The sequence below is a fragment of the Pseudomonas sp. AU11447 genome (genome assembly GCF_001672555.2).
In the GTDB taxonomy this organism is placed as follows: Bacteria; Pseudomonadota; Gammaproteobacteria; order Pseudomonadales; family Pseudomonadaceae; genus Pseudomonas; species Pseudomonas nitroreducens.
Window position 1 is genome coordinate 76,498 of record NZ_LZDG02000029.1, and the last position, 22,412, is coordinate 98,909.

20 protein-coding genes are annotated in these 22,412 nt (G+C 66.7%); 10 read left to right on the forward strand and 10 right to left on the reverse strand.

Features of this window, described 5'->3' with window-relative positions; genetic code table 11:
- Positions 1-9 precede the first annotated feature (9 nt).
- Positions 10-927 (reverse strand): alpha/beta hydrolase, encoded by a 918-nt coding sequence (locus tag A6723_RS08580; protein ID WP_054907180.1) that lies wholly within the window; start codon positions 925-927, stop codon positions 10-12.
- A 9-nt stretch (positions 928-936) separates the two neighbouring features.
- A complete protein-coding gene (locus tag A6723_RS08585; RefSeq protein ID WP_054907181.1) occupies positions 937-1,752 on the reverse strand; it encodes an SDR family NAD(P)-dependent oxidoreductase in 816 nt (271 codons plus the stop codon).
- 193 nt (positions 1,753-1,945) lie between these two features.
- Here A6723_RS08585 and A6723_RS08590 point away from each other — a divergent pair, with 193 nt between their 5' ends.
- The 4 genes from A6723_RS08590 to A6723_RS08600 all read left to right on the forward strand — a co-directional run bounded on the left by A6723_RS08590 (position 1,946) and on the right by A6723_RS08600 (position 5,689).
- The gene (locus tag A6723_RS08590) at positions 1,946-2,995 is read left to right on the forward strand and encodes a Rieske 2Fe-2S domain-containing protein (RefSeq protein WP_054907182.1); all 1,050 of its coding nucleotides are present in this window, start codon (positions 1,946-1,948) and stop codon (positions 2,993-2,995) included.
- A gap of 101 nt (positions 2,996-3,096) precedes the next feature.
- Positions 3,097-4,227 (forward strand): helix-turn-helix transcriptional regulator, encoded by a 1,131-nt coding sequence (locus tag A6723_RS08595; RefSeq protein ID WP_054907183.1) that lies wholly within the window; start codon positions 3,097-3,099, stop codon positions 4,225-4,227.
- 75 nt (positions 4,228-4,302) lie between these two features.
- The gene (locus A6723_RS32080) at positions 4,303-4,470 is read left to right on the forward strand and encodes a hypothetical protein (RefSeq protein WP_156356592.1); all 168 of its coding nucleotides are present in this window, start codon (positions 4,303-4,305) and stop codon (positions 4,468-4,470) included.
- Between the two features lie 229 nt (positions 4,471-4,699).
- Entirely contained in the window at positions 4,700-5,689 is a 990-nt protein-coding gene (locus A6723_RS08600) for an AraC family transcriptional regulator (RefSeq protein ID WP_054907184.1), read from the forward strand.
- 94 nt (positions 5,690-5,783) lie between these two features.
- Here the strand turns inward: A6723_RS08600 and A6723_RS08605 are convergent, their stop codons facing one another.
- From A6723_RS08605 to A6723_RS08615, 3 genes are read right to left on the reverse strand one after another with little or no spacing between them, the layout of a single operon-like run.
- Positions 5,784-6,806 (reverse strand): GlxA family transcriptional regulator, encoded by a 1,023-nt coding sequence (locus A6723_RS08605; protein WP_054907185.1) that lies wholly within the window; start codon positions 6,804-6,806, stop codon positions 5,784-5,786.
- 9 nt (positions 6,807-6,815) lie between these two features.
- Entirely contained in the window at positions 6,816-8,474 is a 1,659-nt protein-coding gene (locus A6723_RS08610; protein ID WP_054907186.1) for a choline dehydrogenase, read from the reverse strand.
- 3 nt (positions 8,475-8,477) lie between these two features.
- Positions 8,478-9,644 carry an aromatic ring-hydroxylating dioxygenase subunit alpha gene (locus A6723_RS08615; RefSeq protein ID WP_054907187.1) on the reverse strand — a complete coding sequence of 389 codons (1,167 nt, stop codon included), beginning with the start codon at positions 9,642-9,644 and terminating at the stop codon, positions 8,478-8,480.
- Between the two features lie 496 nt (positions 9,645-10,140).
- Between A6723_RS08615 and A6723_RS08620 the strand changes: the two genes are divergently transcribed.
- On the forward strand, positions 10,141-10,782 hold the full coding sequence (locus A6723_RS08620) for an HD domain-containing protein (RefSeq protein WP_054907188.1): 642 nt from the start codon (positions 10,141-10,143) through the stop codon (positions 10,780-10,782).
- On the opposite strand, the gene A6723_RS08625 is transcribed toward A6723_RS08620, so the two are convergent.
- On the reverse strand, positions 10,779-11,702 hold the full coding sequence (locus A6723_RS08625) for a LysR family transcriptional regulator (protein WP_054907189.1): 924 nt from the start codon (positions 11,700-11,702) through the stop codon (positions 10,779-10,781). The genes A6723_RS08620 and A6723_RS08625 overlap by 4 nt on opposite strands.
- A gap of 140 nt (positions 11,703-11,842) precedes the next feature.
- Between A6723_RS08625 and A6723_RS08630 the strand changes: the two genes are divergently transcribed.
- From A6723_RS08630 to A6723_RS08645, 4 genes are all read left to right on the forward strand, one after another.
- A complete protein-coding gene (locus tag A6723_RS08630) occupies positions 11,843-12,601 on the forward strand; it encodes an SDR family NAD(P)-dependent oxidoreductase (protein ID WP_054907190.1) in 759 nt (252 codons plus the stop codon).
- 417 nt (positions 12,602-13,018) lie between these two features.
- Entirely contained in the window at positions 13,019-13,765 is a 747-nt protein-coding gene (locus tag A6723_RS08635) for a gluconate 2-dehydrogenase subunit 3 family protein (protein WP_054907191.1), read from the forward strand.
- Positions 13,766-13,772: 7 nt separating this feature from the next.
- Entirely contained in the window at positions 13,773-15,536 is a 1,764-nt protein-coding gene (locus A6723_RS08640; RefSeq protein ID WP_054907192.1) for a GMC family oxidoreductase, read from the forward strand.
- On the forward strand, positions 15,533-16,759 hold the full coding sequence (locus A6723_RS08645; protein ID WP_054907193.1) for a cytochrome c: 1,227 nt from the start codon (positions 15,533-15,535) through the stop codon (positions 16,757-16,759). The genes A6723_RS08640 and A6723_RS08645 overlap by 4 nt, the downstream gene beginning before the upstream one ends.
- 191 nt (positions 16,760-16,950) lie before the next feature.
- On the opposite strand, the gene A6723_RS08650 is transcribed toward A6723_RS08645, so the two are convergent.
- Positions 16,951-17,271 (reverse strand): DUF2025 family protein, encoded by a 321-nt coding sequence (locus A6723_RS08650; protein ID WP_054907194.1) that lies wholly within the window; start codon positions 17,269-17,271, stop codon positions 16,951-16,953.
- 300 nt (positions 17,272-17,571) lie between these two features.
- On the opposite strand from A6723_RS08650, the gene sfnG reads away from it, so the two are divergent.
- Complete coding sequence (sfnG, locus tag A6723_RS08655) at positions 17,572-18,666, forward strand: dimethylsulfone monooxygenase SfnG (RefSeq protein ID WP_054907195.1); 1,095 nt, start codon at positions 17,572-17,574, stop codon at positions 18,664-18,666.
- Between the two features lie 157 nt (positions 18,667-18,823).
- Here sfnG and ubiM read toward each other — a convergent pair whose 3' ends face one another.
- From ubiM to A6723_RS08670, 3 genes are all read right to left on the reverse strand, one after another.
- Positions 18,824-19,996, reverse strand: coding sequence for a 5-demethoxyubiquinol-8 5-hydroxylase UbiM (gene ubiM, locus A6723_RS08660; protein ID WP_054907196.1), 1,173 nt, complete (start codon positions 19,994-19,996; stop codon positions 18,824-18,826).
- Between the two features lie 110 nt (positions 19,997-20,106).
- A complete protein-coding gene (locus A6723_RS08665) occupies positions 20,107-21,225 on the reverse strand; it encodes a sigma-54-dependent Fis family transcriptional regulator (RefSeq protein WP_054907197.1) in 1,119 nt (372 codons plus the stop codon).
- On the reverse strand, positions 21,222-22,406 hold the full coding sequence (locus A6723_RS08670) for an acyl-CoA dehydrogenase family protein (RefSeq protein ID WP_054907198.1): 1,185 nt from the start codon (positions 22,404-22,406) through the stop codon (positions 21,222-21,224). The genes A6723_RS08665 and A6723_RS08670 overlap by 4 nt, the downstream gene beginning before the upstream one ends.
- Positions 22,407-22,412: the final 6 nt, after the last annotated feature.

The window sequence follows — 22,412 nt, forward strand, 5'->3', positions numbered from 1 at the left end:
CCCGGCACCTCAGCGCAGCACGTCGCGCAGCCAGGCGGCAGCGTCGTCGAGGTAGGCCTGGGCGCGCGGCACAAAGGGCGCGAAGCTGGCGAAGCCGTGCAGCATGCCCTCGGCTCGCACGCATTCGACATCGGCGCCGGCCGCACGGGCGCGCTCGGCGAAGGCTTCGCCTTCGTCGCGCAACGGGTCGCATTCGGCGCTCATCAGCAACGTCCGCGGCAGCGCGCCCAGGTCAGCGGCATGCAGTGGCGAAGCAAGCACATCCAGCGGCGCCGGCCAGCTCCCCAGGTACTGCCGCCAGAACCAGTGCATCATCGACGCTTCGAGGAAGTGGCCGCTGGCGAACTCGCGGTAGGACGCGCTGCCGCAGCTCTGGTCGGTCACCGGGTAGAGCAGGCACAGCGCGCCGGGGATGGGCCCGCCGCGCTGGCTGAGCAACCGCGCGGCAGCGATGGCGAGGTTACCGCCGGCGCTGTCGCCGGCCAGGGCCAGGCGCGTGGCATCCACCTCCAGCTCGGCGGCGCGCGCCACCAGTTCGGCCACGGCCTGGCAGCAGTCATTGGGTGCGGCCGGGAACGGCGCTTCCGGCGCCAGCCGATAGCCCACCGACACCACCACCGCACCACTGCCCAGCGCAATGCGCCGGCAGAGGTCGTCGTGGGTGTCGAGAGTGCCGGCGACGAAGCCACCGCCGTGGAAAAACACCAGCAGTGGCAGGCCAGCCGCGGCGCTCGGCCGGTACAGCCGCGCTGGCAGGTCATCCAGCAGGCGCAGCTCGCGCACTTCGGCCAGCGTCAGCGGCTCGCCGGCGACCAGGCTCTGGTCGGCGAAGCCGCGGTAGGTGGCGGCGTCCAGTTGTGCGAAATCCAGCGCGAAAGCGCCGGCGAACTGCTCCAGCAGGGCCTGCATGTGGGGATCGAGGGCCATGTTCACTCCTTATACGTCGGCCAGCAGGAAGACCGGGTTGGTCTCGTCGAGGATGCTTTGCGTGCGCGCCTGCAGCGCGGGCTTGAAGTCGGGGTGCGGGAGGATCCAGAAGCGCTTCTCGTCGATGGCGGCGAACACCCGCGCAGCCAGCTCGTCGGCCGGCATGCCGGCACGGATGCTCTGCTCCAGCTGCGCGCCGAGGAGCGACCCGGCGGCATTGCCGGCCTGGTCCGAGTCCATGATCCGGCTGGCCACCGGCCCCGGGCAGAGCACCGAGACGCCGATGGCCGCGCCCGAGGCGACCAGCTCGTGGTGCAACACCTCGGACAGCGCCACCAGCGCCTGCTTGGTGACCGTATAGGCGGCCAAGAACGGGCTGGCGAGCAGCCCGGCCAGCGATGCGGTGTTGACGATATGCGCGGGCCGCTGCTGGACCAGCAGCGTCGGGACGAAGGCGCGCAGGCCGTGGGTGACGCCCAGCAGGTTGATGTCGAGCATGCGCCGCCACTGCGCCTCGCTCAGCTCCCAGCTGGCGCCGGTCTGCATGATGCCGGCGTTGTTGAACAGCAGGTCGACGCCGCCGAAGCGCGCCAGGGTCGCATCGCGCAGGGCGAACAGGTCCTGCTCGCGGCTGACATCGGTGACCTGCGCCAGTACCTCGCACCCGCCGGCCGTCAGCTCGGCGGCCAGTTCGTCCAGCCCGGCGCGGTCGCGATCGGCCAGCGCAATGCGCATGCCCAGGCCTGCCGCGTGCTGCGCCAGGCCACGGCCAATGCCGCTGGCGGCGCCAGTGATGACCGCCACGCGGCCTTGCTGCTCGCTCATCGTTCCACCGTTTGTCGTTGTTGTCGGTCGGTGCCGCCGTTATCGCCGGCCACAGCGGCGCCGGCATCGTCCACCCGGACTAGGCAGCGGGCCTCGTCCGTTCAGACGATGCCGCGAGCGCTCTGGCTTGCAGAATCCACCCAAGGCTCGTGCCGCCCTTCTGCCTGCGGCAACCTGATGGGAGAACAACAAGATGAGTACGTTGCACCGTATCGAAGTGCGCCCAGTCGAGGACCGTTACGCGCGCGGCTGGCACTGCCTGGGGCTGGCCAGCCAGTATCGCGACGGCAAGGCCCACCGCCTGGACGTGTTCGGCACCCGCCTGGTGGCCTTCCAGGGCGAGGATGGCCAGCTGCACATCCTCGACGGCTACTGCCCGCACATGGGCGCGGACCTGAGCGACGGCTGCGTGGAAGGCAACAGCCTGCGCTGCCCCTTCCATGAATGGCGCTGGGGCGCCGATGGCGTGTGCAACGACATTCCCTACGCCAAGCGCATTCCGCCACGGGCGAAGATCAAGTCCTGGCCGGTCATGGAGCAGAACCACCTGCTGTTCGTCTGGAACGACCCCGAAGGCAACCCGCCCATCGCCGAACAGGCCATTCCCCGTATCGATGCCTGCTACGACGAGGCCTGGGCCGAGTGGGAAGTCGCCGAGCTGAAGATCGAGACCAACTGCCGCGAGCTGGTGGACAACGTCTCCGACATGGCGCACTTCAAGAGCGTGCACGGCGCGCCCATCGACGAGTTCAGCAACCACTTCGAGGCGCACACCGCCTCCCAGGTGATGCGCGGCCGCAGTGCGCGACTGTCCGGCGACAGCGAGCTGCGCACGGTGGCCACCTATTACGGCCCGGCCTACCAGATCACCTGGATGACCGGCGCCATGGGTGGCCAGCCGATCGAATCGATCCTGCTCAACTGCCACGTGCCCATCGACCAGAACAGCTTCACCCTGCGCTACGGCGTGCTGGTGAAGAAGGTGCCGGGCCTGTCCGCCGAGGACAACCGCGCCATGGCCCTGGCCTACGTGGAGCAGGCACGCGCCGCCTTCTACGAGGACGTGGCCATCTGGCACAGCAAGACCCGCGTCGACAACCCGCTGCTGTGCGACGGTGACGGCCCGGTGTACCAGCTGCGCAAGTGGTACGAACAGTTCTATACCGACGTCGCCGAGCTGCCGGCGGGCCTCGCCGAACGCAAGAGTTTCGTGGTGCGGGCGCTGGAGGAGGAACCCGCCTGATCCACCGGTCCCCTGCCTTGCGGGACCGATTGCCTTTTGCGGAAAGCGCCTATTAATCTCCTCGGCGCTTTCCTACAACAACAATAAGAATGGTTCTACCGATGGCACAGTCGCTCGATCTCGTCCGGTTCAGCGGGATGCTCGGCAATCTCTACCAGGGCCCCCTGGAGAGTACGCCGTGGCAATCCTTCCTCAACGAACTCAACCAGTTCCTCGAAGCCAAGTACGTCACCTTCATCCTGCGACCGCCCAGCGACCAGAGCGAAGGCCTGATGGTCAACACCAACGGCAGCTCGGCCGAGGTCGTGGCCTCGTACAACCAGTACTATTTCAACCTCGACCCCTTCGTCGACCTGCCCAGCGGCCAGGTGGTGATACTCGAGGAGTTCGTCTCCAAGGAGCAGTGGCTGGCCTCGGAGTTCTACCGCAACTTCCTCGAACCGGTCGGGGTGTTCCACATCCTCGGCGCCGACATCCGCACCAGCGACGGCGCGCTGTGCCGCATCCGTGTCAGCCGTGGCGTGGAGTCGCCCGGTTTCACCGAGAACGACAAGGCCCTGCTGGCCTACTTCGTGCCGCACCTGGAGCGCTCGGTGGCGTTGCATACGCAGATCAACCGCATCGAGACCGAGCGCAACCTCTACGCCGGCGCGGTGGACCAGTTCGCCGTCGGCACCATCATCCTCGACGAGGCCGGCAAGATCCTGCAGACCAACCAGGTGGCGGAGAACCTGCTGCGCGAGAAGGATGGCCTGAAGATCAGCGCGGACAGCCTGCAGGTCGGCACCCCGCGCGACTGCCAGGAATTCCGCCGTCTGGTGAAGCAGGCGCTGCAATCACAGAAAGGCGCACAACCCTCGGTGGTCGAGGCGATGCGCGTGCAGCGCCCATCCGGCCGCGCGGACCTGGGCATCATCGTGCGCTCGGTGCCACTGAGCGAATGGAACGAGGGCAAGCACTGCCCCTCCGTGGTGATCTTCGTCAGCGACCCGGAACAGGAGTCCCGCGCCCCGCAGGAAATCGTCAAGGCGCTGTTCGACCTGACCCCGGCCGAAGCGCAGCTGGCCATGCTGCTGGCCAACGGCCTGACGCTGGACGAAGCCTCGGAGGAATTGGGCATCAGCCGCAACACCGCGCGCGCCCACCTGCGCTCGACCTTCTCCAAGACCGGGGTGACCCGGCAGACCATGCTGGTGCGCCTGATCCTGCGCAGCGTGGCGACCCTGGGCTAGTCCGAGCGGACGATTTGCCGGGCGACTGCGGCGACTAACGTGGGGCAACCCCAGTTGGTCGACGAGGTCGCCAGCATGTCCAGACTCATTCCGCTGTTCGTGGCGCTGACCATCGGCAGTTGCCTGTTCACCGCCCACCTGATGCTGGAAATCCACGAGCGCTCGCAGCAGATGCGACTGGCGGCCCAGCGCTCGCTGCCGGCGCCCTGCGACCTCGGGAGTTGTTTGCGGGCGGTACCGTAAGCCCCGCTGGGCGCATCACCCGGAACGGGTTATCCGCCGGCCAGCAGGACGAATAACGCCGCTGGCGTCAGGCGCGCTACGCAGACAACGTCCCTCGGTGGATACGGCGTGAGGGGCAGCGCTCCGGCATCACGGATTTGTAACCCGCGACCGCTAACTTGCTCGCCCACATTCCGCACGCCGGCCCCCAGGCCGGAGCGGCTCCCACGGCGCTGCCAGAAGACGGATCATGACGGTAGACACGAGCACTTCCCGCAAGCAGTTCCTGATCCGTTCGGAAAGCATGAGCGCCGACGATTTCGGCGATCTCTACACGCGCCTGTTCGGCAACCTCTATTCGGGCATGCCCCGCCCCGAACGCCCCATCGCCATCGGCGGCGTCTACGGCCGCTACGAGGGCGTGAGCTTCCGCCGCCTGAGCTTTCGCGGCGACCTGCTGACCGAGATGCCGGACCTCGACGACGAGATCACCTTCATCTTTCCCAGCGCCGGGCGCGTGGTCTTCAACCAGTCCGACGAAGCCATCGGTACACCGCGCGTCGGCCTCGCCATCGAGAAGGCCTCGGTGCGTTCGGTGGGTTTCATCGATGGCCACGCACACCACGGCCTGTCGGTGCGCCGCTCGCTGTTCGCGCGCCGGCTGGCAACGCTGCTGGGCCGGCCGATCAGCCACAAGGTGCGCTTCCAGCCACGGGTGGATTTGAGCAACGAGGCCTTCCAGGGCATCAAGGCGATCGTCGCCATGGCCACCGGCAACGAGTTCGACCTGCTGATCAATTCCAGCGCACTGATGCCGGCACGCCTGCAGGAAATGCTGGTGGATTCGGTGCTGGAAATCTGGCCGCACAACTACAGCGACGCGCTCAGGCGCCCTGCCCCGCAGATCGCGCCGCGCCACGTGAAACTGGCCATGGACTACATCCAGGAACATCCGGACGCCCTGGTCAGCGGCAGCGACCTGGCCGAGCTGACCAACGTCAGCCTGCGCGCCCTGCAGGAAGGCTTCCGCCGTTTCGTCGGCAGCTCCATCGTCGCCTACCAGCGCGAGGTGCGCCTGCAGCGCGCCTATGACGCGCTGCAGCAGGACGGTTCGCAATCGGTCAGCGAGATTTCCCTGGCCCTGGGCTTCAGCAACGTCGGGCGCTTCTGCCAGTACTTCCAGAGCGCCTACGGCATGAGCCCGGCGGACCTGCGCAGGAACCTGTCGACGCCTGCCTAGGAAAGCCACCGGCTCTGTTCGCGACGCCTGCCCCGTTTCCAGAGGGAAACTCTAGGCCATTCCGCTCCTATAAAAGCGTCATTGCATGCCGCCGTCAGCTATCGCGCCCCAGCGGCTGGCGCATCACCGGTGCGGTATAGGTCTGGGTGCGGTCCGCACTGGGCGGGCAACCGAAATGCGCGCGGTAGGCGCGGGAGAAATGCTCCAGCGACCCGAAGCCGGAACTGGCGGCGACCTGCGCCACGCTCAGGCGCGTCTGCTGCAGCAGGCTGTGGGCGCGGCCCAGCCTCAGGACGATGTAGTACTTGAGCGGCGACAACCCGGTGTGCTGCTTGAACTGTCGCTCCAGCTGGCGGCGCGACAGGCCGACACGCTCGGCGATGGCGTCGCATTCCAGCGGTTCTTCCAGCGCCTGTTCCATCAGCGCGATGGCGCGGCGCACCTTACCGCCGTGGGCGTGGGCGTCGCTTTGCCGGCCCTGCAACTGGTGCGCGCCGGGCTCGCGGGTTTCGCCCAGCAACAGGTGCATGGCGATCTCCCGCGACAGGTCGGCGTCCACCCGCTGGGCGATCCAGCCGAGCATCAGGTCGAGGATGGCGCTGGCACCCGCGCAGGTCAGGCGCTGGCGGTCGAGGGTGTAGAGCTGCGCGCGGGCCTGGACCTTCGGGTAACTCTCCTGGAAGCCCTGCAGGTTGTCCCAGTGCACCGCCGCGGGAAAGCCATCCAGCACTCCCGCCGCGGCCAGCAGCTCGGTGCCGGTCTCGATGCCCGCCAGCGTCGCGCCGAACGCTGCCTGGCGGCGCAACCAGCTTTTCAGCGGGCGATTGCGTGCATGCTTGTGCACGTCGAAGCTGGCGATGACGAAGCAGGCATCCCAGCCCCGCTCCGGGTCGATGGCCTCGTGGACCGTGCTGGTCAGGCCGTTGCTGGCGGTGACCGGCTCGCCGTCCAGCGACAGCAGCTGCCACTCGAACAGCGCCTCGCCGCCCAGCCAGTTGGCGATCGCCAGCGGCTCGACCACCGCCGCCAGCCCCAGGCCAGGGAACGACGGCAGCAACAGCAAGCCCACGCGCAAAGGCTCGCGGCGGAACCGGGAAGGCGGTGCAACACTGGCCATCGACTCTCCTTAGCGCTGTTGGTGCTGCCACTGCGGATGCAGCCACACCGGGACATTGGCCGCCGGCAGCGGCGGCATTCCCCGGATCATATCGCTGGCCTTCTCGGCGATCATCACCGTCGGCGCATTGGTGTTGCCGCTGACGATGCTCGGCATGATCGACGCGTCCACCACACGCAACCCCTGCAGGCCGTGCACGCGCAGCTGCGGATCGACCACTGCCTCGGGATCGTTGGCCAGCCCCATCTTGCAGGTACCGCTGGCATGGTAGCCGGTCTCGGTCACGCGCCGCGCCCAGGCGTCCAGCTCGGCGTCGCTGTGGGCCAGCGGGCCGGGCGTCAGCTCTTCGCCCGCCAGCCCGCGCATCGACGGCTGGCGCATCAGCTCGCGCACCAGACGGGCGCCGGCGCGCATGTCGGCGCGGTCCTGCTCGGTCTGCAGGTAGTTGAAGAGGATGCGCGGTGCCTGCCGGGGCTCGGCGCTGCGCAGGGTGACGCTGCCCAGGCTGGTGGGCCGCATCAGGTCGATATGTACCTGGAAGGCGTGGTCCGGCACCGGCGCCACGCTGCCCGGCTGTACTGCCAGCGGCATGAAGGTCAGCTGCAGATCGGGATGTTCGACACCCGCGCGGGAGCGGATGAAAGCGCCCGCCTCAAAATGATTGCTCGCCGCCAGCCCGTCGTGGGTGGCGAACCAGCGCGCGCCAATCCACCACTTGCCCGGCGCGCGGGTCCAGGGGTAGATCGACACCGGTGCCTTGCAGATGAACTGCACAACGCTGTCGGGGTGATCGTTCAGGCGCCGGCCGACGCCGGGCAGGTCGTGCTTCACCGCGATGCCCAACTGGCGCAGTTCGTCCGCCGGGCCGATGCCCGAGAGCAACAACAGATGCGGCGAATTGATCGCCCCCGCCGTCAACAATACTTCGCGGCTTGCACGGGCGGTCAGTGCCTGGCCGTTCTGCTCGTACTCCACCCCCACGGCACGCTCACCTTCGAACAGAATCCGCAGCGCCAATGCCCCCGTGGCAACGGTGACATTACCGCGCCCCAATGCCTCGCTCAGATACCCGCGTGACGTGCTCCAGCGCTTGCCCTGCCGCGTGGTGCGATCAACCCGTCCGAAGCCCTCCTGGCGATGACCGTTGAGATCGCTGCTGCGCCCATAGCCCGCCTCCTCGCCCGCCGCGACGAATGCCGCGCAGAGCGGCGTGTCGATATCACCGGGAGTGACGTGCAGGTGCCCGGCCGCGCCGTGGTAATCGTCGGCGCCGCTGGCATGGTTCTCCGAGCGAATGAAGTACGGCAGCACACGCTGGTAATCCCAGCCTTCGCAGCCCTGCGCCGCCCAGCCGTCATAGTCGCGGGCGTGGCCACGGATGTAGACCATGCCATTGATCGAGGACGACCCGCCCAGGGTCCGCCCGCGCGGCGTGGCGATCCGCCGGCCATCCAGGTACGGCTCCGGCTCGCTGCTGTAGCTCCAGTTGTAACGTGTGCCGCCGACCACGATGCCCACCGCCGAGGGCATGTCGATGGTCCAGCTCTTGTCCGCCGGCCCCGCCTCCAGCAACAGGATGCGCACGGCCGGATCGGCGCCCAGGCGGTTGGCCAGCACACAGCCGGCCGAGCCCGCGCCGACGATGACGTAGTCGTAGTCCATGGCCATTCCTCAGAGCTGCGCGCCGTGGATGCCCTGGAACACCAGGCGGTGGAAGTGGTGCACCAGGTGTTCGCTCTCGTTGCTGCGCTCGGCGTCGATCATGTAGCGGCCCTGGTCGTAGCCCATGGAATGCAGGCCCTTCTGCACGCTGATGTTCAGGGCGATGTCCTCGGGCCCCAGCTCCTCGTTCATCCAGCGCATGCAGGCCTTGCTCACCTCGGCGGTCTGCTCGTTCGCCGAGTAGTAGCCAAAGCGCAGCAGCGAGCGTTCGGCGTCCAGCGGAATCATGATGAAGGTGCCGAGGAACTCGGAGAACGGGAAGGTGTAGAAGGTGTTGTTCGGCCACATGCCGATGTTGAAGAAGCACTCGTCGGGGTTCAGGTCGCTGCGCAGTTTCACCCCGTAAGCCTCGCCTGCTTCGAGGTTGGCCGGGGCGATGTAGGTCCACCAGTTGTCGCGTTTGGTCAGGCGGTAGCCCTTGAAGTCGATCAGCTTGGCGAGGTCGATGTGGCACGGCCCGGAGAGCTTGAAGTGATAGCCCTCGATGGAGTTGTCCATGATCACTTTCCAGTTGGCCGGGACGATTACGTCCGCCTCCTCGATCAGGCGCATGTCGGCCAGGTTCGGGAACACCCGGTGCATCTCCTCGTCGGCGCCAGGGAACAGCTCGGCCAGTGACGGCGCGTTCGGGTCGAGGTTGAAGTAGAGGAAGCCGCCCAGTTCCTCCAGGCGCACCTGCGGGATGGCGAATTCTTCCTTGTCGAAGTTCTTGATGCGCTCGCAGCGCGGCGCACTGCGCAGCGCGCCATCCATCTCGTAGCACCAGGAGTGGTAGGCGCAGCGCACGATGCCGCCGGTGTTGCCGCGACGCTCCTCCAGCAGGCGGTTGCCGCGGTGTTGGCAGACGTTGTGGAAGGCACGGATGTTCCCACTGCGGCTGCGGGCGATGACAATGCTCTGGTCGAACAGGTCGCAGACCACGTACTGCCCAACCTCCGCGAACTCGCTCAGGTGCCCGGCGACGTGCCAGGAGCGAAGGAAGATGTTGTCGCGCTCGGCCTTGAACAGCGCTTCGTCGAAGAAATAGCGCGACGGCAGGGTGAAGGCCTGCTCCGGGTCCTGGCGGTCCCAGCCGTCGATGGAAGTACGCAGTTTCAGGCTCTCGATGGACGACATGTTCGACTCTCCTCGGCTTCTTCTGGCGTGGCCGGCTCATGGTCCGGCGGCTCGGTTCGAGGACAAATCTAGGGGCACGCCTGCGGCGGCTCTTGATGAAAAACGACAAGTTTTCTGGAGGATTGATCAAGCGCTCCTGCCTTCGAAGCAGAGCGTGAAGAGAAAACATCGAGCTTCCTGAAACTCTTGTTCGAAGCTCCCTCTCCCCAGTCCTCTCCCTGAAGGGAGAGGGAGCTATTCGTGCCGGCTGACGTATCGGTATGACTCTGCGCCGATCCAGTCCCTCGCCCTTCGGAGCGGGACGCGTAGCCAGGGTTAGGGAGAGGGCAACAGGGGCACCGACACGAGACCATGACACCCCTTGGCAGCAAACGAACGCTGGCTGTCCGGATTCGCTCCCTCGCTCTCGTTGTCCGCGCATGGCCGTGGATTTCCAATGGAACCAACCGCGACGCAGCCCGCGCCGCACCTTGGAAACCCAGCCCCGGAGCCCGCCATGAGCCTCGACCTGAACGGCGTCAAAGTCCCCGACAGCAGCCTCGCCAAGGCCATCACCGAGATGGTCCGCGACAACGCCACCCCGCTGCTCTTCCACCACTCCTCCCGCGTCTATTACTGGGGCGCGCTGACCGGCGCACGCAAGAGCCTGAAGTTCGACGCCGAACTGCTCTACGCCGGCGCGATGTTCCACGACATGGGCCTGATGCCGCGCTATTGCAGCCAGTGCGAACGTTTCGAAGTGGACGGCGCCGACTGCGCCGCCGAATTCCTGCGCAGCCATGGCATCGCCGAAAGCGACATCGACACCGTGTGGACGGCCATCGCCCTGCACACCACGCCGGGCATCCCGCAGCACATGAAGCCGGAGATCGCCCTGGTCACCGCCGGCGTGGAGATGGACGTGCTGGGCATCGCCTATCAGCAGTTCCCCGACGCCCAGCGTGACGCCGTGGTCGCCGCCCACCCGCGCGGCGGGCAGTTCAAGCAGGACATCCTGCAGGCCTTCTACGACGGCATCAAAGCCAAGCCGCAAACCACCTTCGGCAACGTCAAGGCCGACGTGCTGGCCATGAAGGATGCGGACTTCGTGCGCGGCAACTTCTGCGAGGTGATCCTGAATTCCGACTGGGCCAGCTAGGGCCTGGCGATCACGGGCGAACCCAGCACACCGGGCTCGCCCAGCAGCTGCGTCAGCCACTGCATGAAGGCGCGAACCCGCTGCGGCAGACGGCGATGCGCGTAGAGCAGGGAGATTTCCATGGGTGGCAGCGGGATGTGCCCCAGCACCTGCACCAGACGCCCCGCCTCCAGGTCATCCAGCACGCCATGGACCGGCACCTGGATGATCCCCAGCCCACCCATGGCCGCGCTCTCGTAAGCCTCGGCGTTGTTCACCGACAACGCTCCGCCCATCGGTATGTAGCGCACCTCGCCCTGATGCAGGTACTCGAAGCCCGGCGGCCGCGCGCCCAGCACCGTGACGTAGTGGATCAGTTGGTGCCCCGCCAGGTCGTCCAGCGACTGCGGCACGCCGCGCTCGGCAAGGTAGGACGGGCTGGCGCAGGTCACCTGCGGGAACTGCCCGAGGGTGCGCGCCACCACCGACGGATCGTTCACCGCACCGACCCGCACCACGCAATCGAAGCCCTCGCGCACCAGGTCGACTCGGCGGTCGGTGCAGCTCACCTCCAGCTCCAGCGCCGGGTGCCGCGCGAGGAACTCGCCCAGGCGCGGCATTACCAGCTTGCGCGCCATCACCGTCGGCATGTCCACCCGCAGGCGGCCGCCAAGGGCCTCGTCGTCCTGGCGGAACAGGCCCTGCAACTCGTCCAGCTGGGCCAGCATGTCCTTGCTGCGCTCGTAGAGCACCAGCCCGTCCTGGGTTGCGGTGACGCGCCGGGTGGTGCGTTGCAGCAGGCGCGTGCACAGCAGCTCCTCCAGCGCCTGCACGTGCTCGGAGACGGTGGAGCGCGGCAGGCCGAGTTGCTCGCCAGCCTGGGTGAAGCTGGCCAGTTCGGTAACGCGGACGAAGGTACGCAGGAGGTCGGGGCGGATCATGGGCAGGCCTGTTGTTCGCGGATCATTGTTCGCTCATACCGACCAGTATTTCCGATTTCAGCCGGTTTATCACCACCCAATCGAACAATAAGCTATCCCTTAATCCCACCCGCCAGCTACCGCAAACAAGGAGCTTCGCCATGACCCGCAAGATCGCTCTCATCACCGGCGCCAGCCGTGGCCTTGGCCGCAACGCCGCCCTGCACCTCGCCGCCGCGGGCGTCGACATCATCGGCACCTACCGCAGCCAGGCCGACGAAGCCCAGGCCGTCGCCGCCGAGATCGAACAGCACGGCGGCCGCGCCGTGATGCTGCACCTGGACGTAGCGGAGAGCGCCAGCTTTGCCGCCTTTGCCGAGCAGATCCGCGCCACCCTGGGCGAGACGTTTGGCCGCCAGAACTTCGACTTCCTGGTGAACAACGCCGGCATCGGCCTCTACGCCAGCTTCGCCGAGACCAGCGAGGAGATGTTCGACCAACTGATGAACATCCAGCTCAAGGGCCCGTTCTTCCTGACCCAGAAGCTGCTGCCGCTGATTGCCGACGGCGGCCGCATCCTCAATGTCTCCAGCGGCCTGACGCGTTTCTCCCTGCCCGGCTACGCCGCCTACGCGACCATGAAGGGCGCCATGGAGACGCTGACCAAGTACCAGGCGAAAGAATTGGGCGCGCGCGGCATTGCCGTGAACATCCTCGCCCCCGGCGCCATCGAGACCGATTTCGGTGGCGGCCGGGTGCGCGACAACGCCGAGCTGAACCAGCAGATCGCCAGCAACACCGCCCTGGGCCGGGTCGGCTTGCCAGACGACATTGGCGCAGTGATCGCCAGCCTGCTCTCCGAGGGCGGCCGCTGGATCAACGGCCAGCGCGTGGAAGCCTCGGGCGGCATGTTCCTCTGACGCCCCTCGCGCCGATTTGCTCTTCGTAGGAGCGAGCTTGCTCGCGAACAGGCCCCACAGTGGGGTGGTTCGCGAGCAAGCTCGCTCCTACAAGAAGCTGCAACCCATCGTCTCCAGATAACCGCTCTATTCCGCGTATTTTCTCGAATTCCGCAATAAACATTTACCGCGAAAATTTCTGCAACATTCTGTTACGGCCTCTAGTCTAAAAACGCGCGTGGAGAAGACGAATCGCAGATTCCGCCTGGGCGAAGGACCCGTTCAGCCGATCTGCACAGCGCCCCGACGGGGCGACTTCGCACCCTCGCTCCGCTCATCCGGCACCTGCCGCGAGCGCAGATCACCGTGAACTGACCTGGCACTACCCGTCCCTGCCACCTCGATAACGAGCGGACGGGTACTGCCTCAGGAGCCGAAATGACCGAACACCCCAAGGGATTCACCCGGCGTCAGCTGTTGAAGTCTTCCGCCGCCTCCCTGGCCGTGGGCGCCGCCGCCAGCACCCAGGCCGCCACCGTGATCGGCACGCCGAAATGGCTGCCCTTCGACCATAACGGCCCGCTGCACTACGACAGCCCCGGCTGGCAGTTCTTCACCGCCGAGGAAGCCACCGAGGTGGAGGCCATTGTCGAGCAACTGATTCCCGCCGATGACCTGAGCGTCAGCGGCAAGGACGCCGGTTGCGCGGTGTTCATCGACCGCCAGCTGGTGAGCGATTACGGCGACTTCGGCCGCCTGTACATGACCGGCCCCTTCACGCCGGGCACGCCCGCGCAGGCCGACCAGTCGCCACTGGTGCCGCGCGAGCGCTACCGCATCGGCCTGGCCGCGCTGGGCAAGTACTGCCAGGGCAAGTTCCAGAAGCCGTTCAGCGCCCTGCCCGGCGAACAGCGCGACCAGGTACTGACCGACCTGGAAAAAGGCGCCATCACCCTCGACGGCATCGACGCCAAGGCGTTCTTCCAGCAGGTGCTGGACAACACCATGGAAGGCTTCTTCGCCGACCCCATCTATGGCGGCAATCGCGACATGGTGTCGTGGAAGATGCTCGGCTTCCCCGGCGCGCGCTACGACTACCGCGACTACATCAGCCTGCACAACCAGAAGCTGAATCTCGTGCCGCTCTCCATCGTCGGCAGCTCCGCCTGGACCAAGAAGGGTTAACAACGCCATGGCCAAGAAACTACCTTCCACCGACGTCGTGGTTGTCGGGCTCGGCTGGGCGGGTTCCATCATCGCCCACGAACTGGCCGACGCCGGCCTCGATGTGATCGGCTTCGAACGCGGCCCCTGGCGCGACACCGCCAGCGATTTCAACCTCGCCTCGGCCGCCGACGAACTGCGCTACAACCGCCGCCAGGAGCTGATGCTGCGCACCCGGCAGAACACCTGCACGATGCGCAATAAGGAGTCGGAGACCGCCCTGCCGATGCGCGTCTGGGGCTCGTTCCACCCCGGCAACGGCACCGGCGGCGCGGGCAACCACTGGGCCGGTATCACCTTCCGCTTCCAGCCCGAGGAATTCCGCCTGGCCAGCCACCTGAAGGAGCGCTACGGCAAGGAAGTGCCCGAAGAGCTGACCCTGCAGGACTGGGGCACCACCTGGGAGGAAATGGAGCCGCACTACGACGCCTTCGAGCGGCTCGCCGGCGTTTCCGGCAAGGCCGGCAACCTCGGCGGCACCCTCGTCGAAGGCGGCAATCCCTTCGAGGGCGCGCGCTCGCGCGAGTACCCCAACCCGCCCACCGCGCAGACCTACGCCCCGACGCTGTTCGCCGAAGCGGCGCGCAACCTGGGCTACAAACCCTTCCCGGTGCCCTCGGCACTGGCCTCCCAGGGCTACACCAACCAGTTGGGCGTGACCATGGGGCCCTGCACCTTCTGCGGTTTCTGCACCAACTACGGCTGCGCCAACTATTCCAAGGCCAGCGCCATCGTCAACGTCCTGCCGGCGCTGATCCGCAAACCCAACTTCACCGCCCGGACCAACTCCGAAGTGCTCAAGGTGACCATGGACAGCAGCGGTTCCCGTGCCACCGGTATCGTCTACGTCGACTCCAGCGGAGAGGAATGGGAACAGCCGGCGGACATCGTGGTGGTCGCCGCGTTCATCTTCGAGAACGTGCGGCTGATGCTGCTTTCGGGCGTCGGCGAGCCCTACAACCCGATCGCCAATTCCGGCACCACCGGGCGCAACTTCGCCTACCAGACGGCCAACAGCGTCAAGCTGTTCTTCAAGGACAAGAACTTCAATCCCTTCATCGGTGGCGGCGCCATCGGCATGGGCATCGACGAGTTCAACAACGACAACTTCGACCATTCCGGACTGGGGTTCGTCGGCGGCGGCAGCACCCGCGTGACCCCGATCGGCGCCGCCCCGATCGACTCGCGGCCGGTTCCGCCCGGCACGCCTGCCTGGGGCTCCCAATGGAAGAAAGCCACGGTAGAAAGCTACCTGAGCAACATGTCCATCGGCTGTGAGGCCAGCAGCTACACAACGCGCAGCAACTACCTGTCGCTGGACCCCAACTACAACGACCCCCACGGTCGCCCGCTGCTGCGCATTACCTTCGACTTCCCGGAAAACGACCTGCGGATGGCGCAGTACTGCACCGACAAGGTGGCAGAGATCGCCCGCAGCATGAACCCGCAGCAGATTGTCCCGGCTCCGCGCAAAGGCCCCTGGTCGAATACCTCTTACCAGTCGTCGCACATCGTCGGCGGCTTCATCATGGGCGCCGATCCGAAGAACAGTTCGGTGAACAAGCACCTGCAGGTCTGGGGCGTACCCAACCTGTTCGTGGTGGGCTCCTCGGCCTTCCCGCAGAACCCCGGCTACAACCCTACCGGCACTGTCGGCGCACTGGCCTTCAAGGCCGCCGATGCAATCCGCCGGCTATACCTGAAACGCCCCGGGGAGATGATCAGCGCATGAAGACTCTCCTTCGCATCGGCACCCTCGCCCTGCTGGGCCTGAACCTGCAGCAAGCCAGTGCAGGAACGGGCGCGGACTCCTACAACCTGGTGGAAAAAGGTCGCTATCTCGCCGTCGTCGGCGACTGCACCGCCTGCCACACCCTGCCCGGCGGCGCGCCGTTCGCCGGCGGCGTGGCCATCGAGACACCGTTCGGCAAACTGGTCGGTGCCAACATCACCCCGGACCCAGACACCGGCCTGGGACGCTGGAGCTTCGAGGACTTCCAGGCGGTGATGTCCACCGGTCACAGCTGGGGCGGCAAACGCCTGTACGGCGCCATGCCGTTCACCGCGTACACCAAGGTACACCGCGAGGACAACCGGGCGCTCTGGGCCTACCTGCAGACCTTGCAGCCGGTGCGCAACCCGGTGGAAACCAACCAGTTGCCCTTCCCCTTCAGCGTGCGCACCAGCCTGATCGGCTGGAACTGGCTGAACTTCACCCAGGGCGAGTTCGTTCCCAAGCCAGACAAGTCAGCGCAGTGGAACCGTGGTGCCTACCTGGTGGAGGGCCTGGGCCATTGCGGCACCTGCCACACGCCGAAGAACCTGATCGGCGGTGATGACAACGACCGTTTCCTCACCGGTGCCAACCTGCAGGGCTGGGTCGCCCCGGACATCACCGCCAACCCGCACAGCGGCATCGGCCAGTGGAGCACGCAGGACCTGGTGCAGTACCTGAAAACCGGTGCCAACCGCTTCGACATCGCCTCCGGCCCGATGGCCGAAGCGGTGGAGAACTCCACCCAGCACTGGAGCGACGAGGACCTGATGGCGGTCGCCGTGTATCTCAAGGATGGCGCCCCCGGCAAGGCCGCTCCCCCACCCATGGCGGCGGACGCCGCCGCCATGGTGGCGGGCAAGGCGATCTACGCGGACCGCTGCTCCGCCTGCCATGTGAGCAACGGCCAGGGCGTGAAGAACCTGTTCCCGACCCTGGCCGCCGCCCCCCTGGTCAACAACGACGATCCCACCTCGCTGATCCGCGTGGTGCTGGCCGGCAGCCGCGCCGGAAGCACCGACGCCGCCCCGACGGCGCCGGCCATGCCCTCGTTCGCCTGGAACCTCGACGACGACAAGGTCGCCAAGGTGCTGACCTACGTGCGCAACACCTGGGGCAACGCGGCGACACCGGTGACCGCCAGCCAGGTGGCGGACCTGCGCAAGGAACTGGCTGAGTAAGGTGCAATGAGCGTAGGAGCGGACTCCTTCCGCGATGGACTCCGCGCGATGCGGACCTATCGCGGACGGCGCCCGCTCCTGCGTATCCTGCTATTTCGTACCCTGCAGGAGCGAGCCCGCGAACCCCTCCCCGGCTTCGCGCAACCCGGCGCTCCCCGCCCCTGCGAACGCCCGGCGCCCAGGCGTGGTGATCACTTCAGCCGACGCTCGGCGGCGATCTCCGGCAGATCAGTGCGGCGCAGATAGGTGAGCAACGCCTCGCTGAGGTTCAGCCTGTCGTGGATATTCTGCTCGGCGAGGATCTGCAGGCACTCTCTGCTCAAGGTCATCACCTCGCCGCTCCTGGGTGCCCAGACGAACTCGCACGCCGGACGGATACTGTCCTCGGCCACGTCCATGCCGAAGGAATCCTCGCTGAAGCGCACGATGTACTTGCCGGTCTTGAGGTTGAAGCCGACGAAGCCGGACAGGCCCTCGGCGGCGTTGCAGATATCGCTGGAAGTGATGGCCATGATGGTGCCCCCTGGATTTCTTCTGTTGTGGATTCGCACGCAGGAGGTCCCCGCTTCTGGGAGCAGGTGAACGGGGAATTCTGACAGCCTTCCCCAAGCCTGCTCAGGGGCCGGTTGTCGCACCCGTCACTGTTGCCTGGCCAACACCTGGCCAGCAGCATTGCTCCCGGCAAAACACCGGCTGCTGTCCAAACGAATCAGCAAGCTGCTGATCAGGCTGGAATTTCCCCCCGTGGCACGGCTTTCGCTCTGATCACGTTGCGGCACCTTCGCCGCCGTACAGCAACGAGGAGTCGCGCCATGAGCCAACCACCGATCCGCTTCGCCTACTGGGTGCCCAACGTCAGTGGCGGCCTGGTCGTCAGCAAGATCGAACAGCGCACCCACTGGGACATCGACTACAACCGCGAACTGGCGCGCATCGCCGAGGACGCCGGGTTCGACTACGCGCTGACACAGATTCGCTTCACCGCCGGCTACGGCGCCGAGAACCAGCACGAGTCCGTCGCTTTCAGCCACGCACTGCTGGGCGCCACGCAAAAGCTCAAGGTGATCGCCGCCATCCTCCCCGGCCCCTGGACGCCCTCGCTGGCCGCCAAGCAGCTGGCGACCATCGACCAGCTCACCGCCGGGCGCATCGCCGTGAACATCGTCAGCGGCTGGTTCAAGGGCGAGTTCCAGGCCATTGGTGAACCCTGGCTGGAACACGATGAGCGCTACCGTCGCTCGGAGGAATTCATTCGCGCCCTGAAAGGCATCTGGACCGAGGACAACTTCACCTTCAAGGGCGACTTCTACCGCTTCCACGACTACACCCTGAAACCCAAGCCGATCCAGCGGCCGCATCCGGAAATCTTCCAGGGCGGCAGCTCGCGGGCCGCGCGGGACATGGCCTCGCGCGTCTCCGACTGGTACTTCACCAACGGCAACAGCGTCGAAGGCATCAAGGCCCAGGTGGATGACATCCGCGAGAAGGCCGCCGCCAACGGCCACTCGGTGAAGATCGGGGTGAACGCCTTCGTCATCGCCCGCGACACCGAGGAAGAAGCCCGAGCGGTGCTCGCCGAGATCATCGACAAGGCCGACCCGGAAGCGGTGAATGCCTTCGGCCATGCGGCGAAACAGGCGGGGGCGGCGTCACCGGAAGGCGAAGGCAACTGGGCCAAGTCCAGCTTCGAAGACCTGGTGCAATACAACGACGGCTTCAAGACCAACCTGATCGGCACGCCGCAGCAGATCGCCGAACGCATCGTCGCGCTCAAGGCCGTGGGCGTGGACCTGGTGCTGGCGGGCTTCCTGCACTTCCAGGAAGAGGTGCGCTACTTCGGCGAGAAGGTACTGCCGCTGGTGCGGGAGCTGGAGCAGAAGAAGGCGCGGCAGACCGAGGCAGCCTGAGACATCAGGCTCAGCCGTTCGCGAGCACGCTCACGCCTACGAAAAGCGCACCGAATATCCCGGCATCCGTAGGAGTGAGCTTGCTCGCGAACGCTTTTGCTCTCTCTGGGCCAGCCCTGCAGGGCTCGTACCGCTGAGGGCGATGCCGAGCCGGCCCTCAGGCCCCCTGCGTCAGGTGCCTGGCGATGGCCGTGCGCAGCGGCGGCAGGTTCTGCGCCAGGCGCAGGCCGGCATTGCGCAGCAGGCGCACCGGCGGGCGCGGGTCGGTATACATGCCGACGATCAATCGGGTCGCCTGATACAGCGGCCAGGTCGCCAGACGGTGGCTCATCGCGTAGCGGCGCAGCGGCCAGGCGCCGCCGATATCACCGCCACGGCGATGGGTCGCGAGGATTTCATTGGCCAGCCGGCGCTGGCTCTGCAGGCCGAAGTTGAAGCCGTGCGCCGTCACCGGGTGCATGCCGACGGCGGCATCGCCGATCAGCGCGCTGCGCGGGCCGACGAAGCGGTCGGAGTAGACGCCCACCAGCGGGTAGCTGTGCCGCGGGCCGAGCAGTTCCATCCCGCCCAGTCGGCGGTCGAAGCGGCGTTCCATCTCGTGGGCAAAGGCGTTCTCGTCCATCTCCAGCAACGGCGCCATCTCGCGCTGCGGCAGGGTCAGTACCACCGAGGAGCGGTCGCCGTTGATCGGCAGCAGCGCCAGGGTCTGGCCATAGCCGAACCATTCCCAGGCGACGTTGTGGTGCGGTTTCTCATGGGCCATGCGGCAGACCATCATGGTCTTGCCGAAGTCTTCCATATGCGCGCCGATGCCGAGCATCCGCCGCGTCTCGGAGAAGCGGCTGTCGGCGGCGACCAGCAGGCGCGCATGCACACGGCTGTCGTCATCCAGCGTCAGGTCCACGCCATTCTGTTCGACACGCAACGAGCGCAGCGCACGCCCGCAGACCAGCGAGACATCCGGGCACTCGTGCACTGCATCGAAGGCCGCGCGGCGGATCATCTGGTTCGACACGAAGTAGCCCAGCTGTTCGGCCCCGGCCTGTTCTGCCTCGATGCGCAGGGTGAACAGCGACGGACCGTTGAGCACCTGGGCATCGCGCAGCGGCGAGACTTCCTGCGGGTCGATCCGCGACCACATCCCCAGGCGTTGCAACTCGGCGCGTGAAGCGTGGGTCAGGGCGATCTCCCGGCCATCCTCGGCGGGTTCGGCCACGGCGGCCAGCGGCTGGCGGTCGATCAGCAGGATCGACAGGCCATTGCCCGACAGCGAGCGGGCCAGGCAAAGCCCGGCGGGGCCGGCGCCGACGATGGCGATGTCCACGTGCATGGGTGACTCCTTTCGCTTGGGATGGGCGGTCCCGGAGTCTAGGCTGGCCAGTGGCCGGTTTCGTTGCCGTGGATCAGTTGCCCGCGGTGAATACCTCCAAATAGACAGGCCTAGATCGACAGCCGCACGCCCCGCTCCGGGTCGATCACCGCCGCGCCGCGGCGCTTGTTCACCACCAGTTCGCCGATCTCGATCAGCCGCGTGCGCGTGACGTTGCGGCTCAGGCCCAGCAGGTTGGCGGTGTGCACCTGATTGCAGTGGCAGAAGCGATAAGCCGCGCGCAGCAATGCATCCTCCACCCGCGCGTGCAGGTTGCCGCCCTGCTCCTCGAACAGGCGCTGGAAGGCCTGCTGGAGAATCTGCTCGGCGCCCAGCGATTCCAGCCGTGGCTCGTCGCTGCGATCGATGCGCAGGTTGGACAGGTGCAGGTCCTCCGCGCGCACCACGCCGTCGCGGCAGATGAGCAAGGTGTGGTGGATGACGTTCTCCAGCTCGCGGATGTTCCCCGGCCAGGAATAGCTGCGCAGTTTCTGCGCCGCCTCGGCGCTGAGCTGGCTCTGCCCATAGCCCAGGCGCCGGCTGTACTCGGCAATGAAGTGGCGGGTCAGCGGGAGGATGTCGCCAGGGCGCTCGCGTAGCGGCGAAAGCTCCAGGCTGACCACGTTGAGCCGGTAGTAGAGGTCCTCGCGGAAGTGCCCGGCGTTGATCGCCTTCTCCAGCTGCACGTTGGTGGCCGCCAGCACCCGCACGTTGATCGGGATGCTCTTGCGCGAGCCAAGGCGCACCACTTCGCGCTCCTGCAGGACGCGCAGCAGCTTGACCTGGATCGGCATCGGCAGATCGCCGATCTCATCGAGAAACAGGGTGCCGCCGTTGGCCTCCTCGAACCAGCCGGCCTTGGCCGCCAGCGCACCGGTGAAGGCGCCCTTCTCGTGGCCGAACAGCTCGGCCTCCACCAGGGATTCGGAGAAGGCCCCACAGTTCACCGCCACGAACGGGCCACTGCGCCGCGCGCTGAGGTTATGGATGTGCCGCGCCACCAATTCCTTGCCGGTGCCGGTCTCGCCGATGATCAGCACGCTGGCCTCACTGGGCGCGACCTGTTGCAGGTGGTCGAGCAACGCCTGGGATTTCGGGTCCTCGAACACCTGCGCGGTGGCGCGGATGGAAGTGGCCAGCGCGGGGGACTTGGGCAGGGTCAGCAAACCCTCGGGTGTGGTCGCATTCATGAGTAGAAAGTCGGTTGCGGGAGTTGCTGGTTCAGCGCCCAGTCACCCAACTCGCGGACCTTGTAGTCCACCGGGTCATGCAGGGTCTGGGTACGCAGGTTGCGCCAGTAGCGGTCGATGCGCAGCGCGGCATGGGTGGACCGCGCGCCGGTGACCTCGAACAGGCGATTGCAGATTTCCAGGCCGTTGCGGGTGGCCGCGACCTTGGCGGTGGCGATGGCCACGGCCAGCCGCCCGCGTTCGTCGGCATCCAGCGCGGCGCCCTTGTTCCAGGCTTCATCCAGCAGTTGCGCGGCGCGGCGCACCAGCAGGCGGGTGCTTTCCAGGCCGACCCAGAATTCGCCGTAATGGGCGAGCACGTAAGGGTCTTCGCTGACCGTGGCGGCGTTGGAGCGGAACCACGGGCGAGCTTCCTTGAGCGTGTACTGCCGCGCCTCTTCGAACGCACCTTCGGCGATACCGAGGAACACATGGGTGAAGATCAGTTGCGCGATCAGCGGGCGCAGGCAGGCGAAGGGCGTGCTCAGCGGGCCCGGATCGAGCAGCAGCTCGCTCTCCTCCACGCGCACGCGCTCGAAGGTGGCGCTGCCGCTGTCGGTCTGGCGCTGGCCCATGTTATCCCAGTCGTGGGCGAGGCTGATGCCGCTGCGCGCGGTGGGAATCGCAGCGATCAGCAGCTTGCCACCCTCGCCGTCCAGCGCCGAGGCGATGAGCATTTCCGAATCCAGGGCGCCGGAGCAGAAGCTCTTGCGCCCGGAAAATTCGCGCCAGCCGGCGAAGCTGCGCGACACGGTGCGGGTGTCCAGCGGGTTCAGGGCGTTGCCCCAGAACCATTGGTTGCGCGCGGTCAGCTCGAACCACGGCTGCCACTGCTCGGGGCGCGAGAACAGGCGCACGGTGGCCAGCATCAGGTGCTGGAAGCCGAACACATGGGCAATGGAGCTATCGACCACGGCGAACTGGCGAACGATGTCCAGCGTGGTGCTCCAGTCGGCGCCCAGGCCGCCGTACTCGCTGGGGATGATCAGCGACAACAGGCCGCTCTGGCGCAGCGCATCGCGCTCGGCCTTCGGCGTGCCGCCACGGATGTCGCGCTCGGCGGCGGTTTCGGCGAAACCGGCGGCCAGGCGTTGGGCTATTTGCCCGGGTGTCTGTGCGTCGAGACGCGTCTTGGCGTTCACGCTCGC